A 5,289-nucleotide genomic window follows, 5' to 3' on the forward strand; every position below is an offset into this window, starting at 1 on the left:
AGCATGAAGAAATGGGAATAATTCTTGAAGATGATTGTGTTCCGGATGTAAGTTTTTTTCCATTTTGCCAGGAACTCCTTGAAAAATATCAGAATGATGATCGAATTGCCATGATAAGTGGGAATAACTTTCAATTTGGTAGGAAAGTTGATGAATGTAGTTATTATTTCTCACGGTATACTCATATCTGGGGTTGGGCTTCATGGCGGCGTGCATGGAAGAACTATGACCCAAATATGATGTTATGGCCAGAAATACGTAGTAATCAATTATTGAAAAATCGTTTTGTAAATAAATATATTTATATGTATTGGGAAAAAATTTTTGATAAATGTTATAAAAGTGACATATTAACCTGGGATTATCAGTGGTTATTTACCAGCTGGATACAAAATCAACTAACAATTCTACCCTGTAAAAATTTAGTCACGAATGTTGGATTTGGACCTGAAGCAGTTCACACAAAGAGGAAAAATGAGTTATCAAATATGAAAACCGAAGAGATGGTTTTTCCTCTCATACACCCAAAGTATATTCTACCTAATATCGAAGCTGATCGTTATACCGAGAAAAAACTATTTTATGATATGAATATATTTATTAAGTTATCAAGAATTATGAAAGCGTGGATCTGTTCCATCTTTTACAACTAAGGAGTTGATTCAATAATGAATTGTCCTCTATGTAATTCTAAGAATTTAGTTGAAGTAGATACTATTGATCATAAAATATTGTATAAATTATATAAAAAATTGACAAATGAGTCGTTTAAACACCTGATTAACACAGATATCCGTCAATTACTCTGTAGCGAATGTAAGTTGTTATTTTTTGATCCAATGGTCACTGGTGATGAAAATTTTTACTCTGCCCTTCAAAAAATTGATTGGTATTATATGGATGATAAAGAAGAATATCAATATGCAAAACAGTTTATTAAAAACACAGATAAAGTCCTTGATGTTGGAGCAGGTAAAGGTGCATTCGCAAATATAATATCTACGAAACAATATGTTGGTCTTGATCTGAGTATTGGAGCTAAAGAATTAGCAGAAATAAATGGTATCACAATTGAAAATGAATCAATTCAGGAGCATGCAAATAAATTTCCTAAGGAATATGATGTTGTTTGTAGTTTTCAAGTTTTGGAACATGTCTCAGATCCCTACTCGTTTATAAAAGCTCAGCAAAATGCCCTAAAATATGGTGGTTTACTTATTATAGCAGTTCCCAGTGAGGATTCATTTTTAAAATATGTTGTTAATGGAGTATTAAACATGCCACCTCACCATGTTACAAGATGGAGTGATCAGTCACTTCATTATATTGAAACATTGTTTGAGTTAAAATTAATTAATTTAAACCATGAAAAGCTCCAAGAAGTTCATAAAAAAAGTTACTTCTCAACATTCATACAATCGCTTTTTTTAAAACCGACTATTGTTGATGATTCTATTATTAGAAGATTAGTTTCAAAAATCGCATATATAATAACAGTTTTAATAGAGAAGAAGGTACCTTCTGAATTATTGCCATATGGACATACAGTTGTTGCAGTTTATAAAAAGGTCAAATTATGAAGTTACTTAATGTTGCTTGTGGCAATAGATTCCATAAAAAATGGATCAATATTGACTTTCATTCGTCATCACATGAAGTAAAGGCGATAAACATATTAAACGGTCTACCTTATTCAGATAATTCTTTTGATGTCGTTTATTCAGGCCATTTTCTAGAGCATCTGACAAAAGAACAGACCGATTTTGTCCTTAAGGAAATTTTTAGAATTCTAAAGAAAGAGGGGATTATTCGAATTGTGGTGCCTGACTTAGAGAATATATGTCAGGAATTCCTGGATATTTTATCAGGCATTTCAAATAACAACAATAAAAAAAAGTATGAGTGGATTATTGTTGAACTTTTGGATCAAATGGTTCGGACTCATTCAGGTGGTGACATGTTAGAAATTTATAGAGACAACAATACATTATCTGATGATTTTTTAAAGGAATATATATTTTTAAGGGTTGGTGAAAACTTACATGAATCTTTTGATATCAATGTTGATTTTACCTATAAAGAAAAATTAAAGAAAATTAATTTTAAAAATATACGGAGACATATATTTTACACTTATATCTCCATTATCAAAAAATTATTTCCTCCATCTACCCGAAACGGTTTGATATTAAATACCTCAATTGGAGAAAAACACCTATGGATGTATGATAAATACTCCTTAAGTAATAAAATTACAAATAATGGATTTATTGATATAATTTTTTTCTCACATAATGAAAGTCAGATTCAAAATTTTTCTGATTATCACCTTGACACAAATTATGATGGAACACCTTACAAAGGAGTTAGTTCTCTCTATTGTGAGGCGAGGAAACCATGAAAATCCTCATCATTAACACCCACGACATCTCTGGAGGCGCCGCCCGGGCAGCCTATCGTCTCCACCAGGCATTGCTGGAAGCTGGTGTGGAAAGCAGGATGCTTGTGCAGTCAAAAAAGAGTGCTGATGAAACGGTCATTGGGCGAAAGAGTATAACGATAGCTCAAAAAGCCGTTGGTATTGTGCGTCCACAATTAGATGGATTACCAACGAGGATCTATAACCATAAAACTAAAACATTGTTTTCCCCATCGTGGGTGCCTATGAGTAGTGTCATCAGGGGCATTGAAAACTTTGATCCCGATGTAGTCCACCTGCACTGGATCTGTGGTGGCATGATGTCGATTGAAGATATTGGTAAAATCAAAAAGCCTATTGTCTGGAGTCTGCATGATATGTGGGCTTTCACTGGTGGATGCCATTATGATAAGGAGTGTGGGAAGTATGTAACAAGCTGCGGCTCATGCTCTGTGCTTGGCTCAAAAAAAGAATATGATCTGAGCCGACATGTCTTCTTACGAAAGCAGAAAGCTTTTGCAGATATGGATAATATAATTATTATTGGTTTAAGTAGATGGCTGGCAGATTGTGCTCAAAAAAGTGCCTTATTTGCTAGTAAAAGAGTTCTGAATCTCCCAAATCCAATAGACACAAGAATTTTCGCTCCAATTAAGAAACAAGAAGCCCGAATGGTGCTAAATCTTCCCATGGATAAAAAAATAATACTGTATGGAGCCATGTCTGCAACAAGTGATCCAAGAAAGGGGTATAATGAACTCATCAAAGCGCTTAGAATGATACCACAAGACAGTGATACAGAATTATTGGTTTTTGGTAGTTCGGGCTCAGATAATACATTGGATTGCAATTTTAAAATACATTATCTGGGAAATATACATGAGGATTTGCTTCCCTCTCTATACAGTGCTGCAGATGTTATGGTCGTTCCTTCTTTGCAGGAGAATCTGTCAAATGCTATTATGGAATCACTTGCGTGCGGAACGCCGGTGATTGCTTTTGCCATTGGTGGTAACGGAGATCTTATTGATCATAAACTAAATGGATATCTCGCAGAACCTTTCAGTTCAGCAGATTTAGCTGAAGGGATTTCCTGTGTTCTCAATTCAGCACATCCTGAATTGCTTGCCCAGAATGCAAGAGAGAAAGTTCTTAGGTGCTTTGATCGTAAGGTGGTGGCCAAGAAGTATATTGAACTGTATAAGAGTGTGATAAGATGAACGAGATTATGAATAATGAAAGCCACCATTGTTCATTCTACTCTGCTGGCATCCCCAAACAAAACTCTCAAAAGCAAAACCGGCCACCTCGTTCCAGTCAGTGATATACATGCAATGGCCGGGCGGATTCTTGACTTTCTGGCAGATGACGGGCTGCGGCGATTTCGAATTGAGAGAATGGTGGGGGAGTATTAAATTTCTAATAGGAAATAATGGAAACTGACTTAATTCCAATCATATTCTGTTGAACCATGATCCAGCCAAATAACAACTATTCTACCCTCAAAATCTCCGTCATCACAGTGAGCTATAACTGTGGGAGCACAATTGCCAAAACAATGCAGAGTGTTCTGTCACAAACCCATACAAATTTTGAATATATCATCATTGATGGCTGTTCGACAGATAAGACACATGAAACCATACATGGCATCATTGATACGAGAATTCGGCTCGTGATAGAAGAGGATGATGGCATCTATGATGCCATGAATAAAGGCTTCGGCCTTGCAACCGGAGATATCATTTATTTCCTTAATTGTGGAGATTATCTTGCAAACGAGAGGATCCTTGAGGATGTCTGCTCTTGTTTCCTGGCTAATCCGGATGTAGATATTATCTATGGGGATGTCATTCGTTACGGAGATCAGAAAGAGGAATACCTCAATATGAAGAGAAAGACGCCTCTTCATCTGATGACCCGGTGTATCTGTCATCAGGGTATATTTGCAAAAAGAACTGCATTTCACAATGTAAGGCCTTTTCAAACGGAATATCCAATATATGCTGATTTTGAATGGATTCTAAGTGAAATTTCTCTTCATAAGATTAAATTGAAGTATCTGAATCAGGTTGTCGCATACTATCTGTCAGGGGGATTGAGTGATCAGGATCGTGCAAAAAACTATATTGAAAGGCTTAGATGTACCAGGAAGTACTTTGGTCATGCCATGAAAAGATCATATGTTATTCAGTATCCTTTTGAATGCATTCTTTTTCTTGTAAAATACTGTGGGATGCTGGTACTGTATCGATGGTATCAATTTATAACAAAGATGAGATTGAGACACTAAAAAGGGACGGTTCATCTCCCAACCCCCTCAAACAACCCCCATCTCCGCCAACCTCTTCGGCAGGTACTCCTTCGTCACGAAATCCAGCCCCCGCGCCGCAAATGCCTGCTGTTCCGACTTCAGCCCCATCGACAACTGGAGATTGATCTGCTCCCGCCAGTACTCAGTCGCAAACCGGGGATCGGTGAGTTCCGCCTTGAGGGCGGCCACATCCTGCTCACTCAAAACATCCGCCGGCAGATCATAATCCCGGATATCAGACGGCTGCACCCCCACAAACTGGGCCGCCGGAGTCGCGAGGAGTTCTGACATATGCGCACTCTTGATCGAGCCGTAGGCGACCGAGGCATAGATCCGGTAACTCCAGGGGTCGCCGTCGGTGAAGACGAGGATCGGGAGCTTCAGGTCCTCGTTCAGCTTCTTCAGCATCCGCCGGGTCGACCGGGCCGGCTGCCCCTTCAGGTGGACGAGGATCGCATTGAACTCCTCATCGAAGCCATTCTCCTGGAGACGGGCATACATACCTCCGGTCTCCATTGCGATGACGAACTTCGCGTCATGGTCGAGCAGATCGACG

Annotated in this window: 7 protein-coding genes; 6 read left to right on the forward strand and 1 reads right to left on the reverse strand. The window is 38.1% G+C overall.

Going from position 1 to position 5,289, the window contains the following annotated elements; translation table 11 throughout:
• The 6 genes from Q7U95_RS05640 to Q7U95_RS05665 all read left to right on the forward strand — a co-directional run.
• Positions 1-653 (forward strand): hypothetical protein (locus tag Q7U95_RS05640; RefSeq protein ID WP_308752632.1); only part of this gene is annotated, 653 nt, incomplete at its 5' end.
• 168 nt (positions 654-821) lie between these two features.
• The gene (locus Q7U95_RS05645; RefSeq protein WP_308752634.1) at positions 822-1,580 is read left to right on the forward strand and encodes a methyltransferase domain-containing protein; all 759 of its coding nucleotides are present in this window, start codon (positions 822-824) and stop codon (positions 1,578-1,580) included.
• A complete protein-coding gene (locus Q7U95_RS05650; RefSeq protein ID WP_308752636.1) occupies positions 1,577-2,401 on the forward strand; it encodes a methyltransferase domain-containing protein in 825 nt (274 codons plus the stop codon). The genes Q7U95_RS05645 and Q7U95_RS05650 overlap by 4 nt, the downstream gene beginning before the upstream one ends.
• Entirely contained in the window at positions 2,398-3,639 is a 1,242-nt protein-coding gene (locus tag Q7U95_RS05655) for a glycosyltransferase family 4 protein (protein ID WP_308752638.1), read from the forward strand. Before Q7U95_RS05650 ends, Q7U95_RS05655 begins: the two co-directional genes overlap by 4 nt.
• Before the next feature lie 15 nt (positions 3,640-3,654).
• The gene (locus Q7U95_RS05660; protein WP_308752640.1) at positions 3,655-3,834 is read left to right on the forward strand and encodes a hypothetical protein; all 180 of its coding nucleotides are present in this window, start codon (positions 3,655-3,657) and stop codon (positions 3,832-3,834) included.
• A gap of 56 nt (positions 3,835-3,890) precedes the next feature.
• Complete coding sequence (locus tag Q7U95_RS05665) at positions 3,891-4,712, forward strand: glycosyltransferase family 2 protein (RefSeq protein ID WP_308752642.1); 822 nt, start codon at positions 3,891-3,893, stop codon at positions 4,710-4,712.
• Positions 4,713-4,739: 27 nt separating this feature from the next.
• Here Q7U95_RS05665 and Q7U95_RS05670 read toward each other — a convergent pair.
• Positions 4,740-5,289 (reverse strand): hypothetical protein (locus tag Q7U95_RS05670; RefSeq protein WP_308752644.1); only part of this gene is annotated, 550 nt, incomplete at its 5' end.

Source organism: Candidatus Oleimmundimicrobium sp. (assembly GCF_030651595.1).
In the GTDB taxonomy this organism is placed as follows: Bacteria; Actinomycetota; Aquicultoria; order UBA3085; family Oleimmundimicrobiaceae; genus JAUSCH01.

Bases quoted from the DNA above. Each gene is read 5' to 3' on its own strand.
- Q7U95_RS05650 (WP_308752636.1), top strand. From the start codon at position 1,577: ATGAAGTTACTTAATGTTGCTTGTGGCAATAGATTCCATAAAAAATGG.
- Q7U95_RS05655 (WP_308752638.1), top strand. From the start codon at position 2,398: ATGAAAATCCTCATCATTAACACCCACGACATCTCTGGAGGCGCCGCC.
- Q7U95_RS05660 (WP_308752640.1), top strand. From the start codon at position 3,655: ATGAAAGCCACCATTGTTCATTCTACTCTGCTGGCATCCCCAAACAAA.
- Q7U95_RS05665 (WP_308752642.1), top strand. From the start codon at position 3,891: ATGATCCAGCCAAATAACAACTATTCTACCCTCAAAATCTCCGTCATC.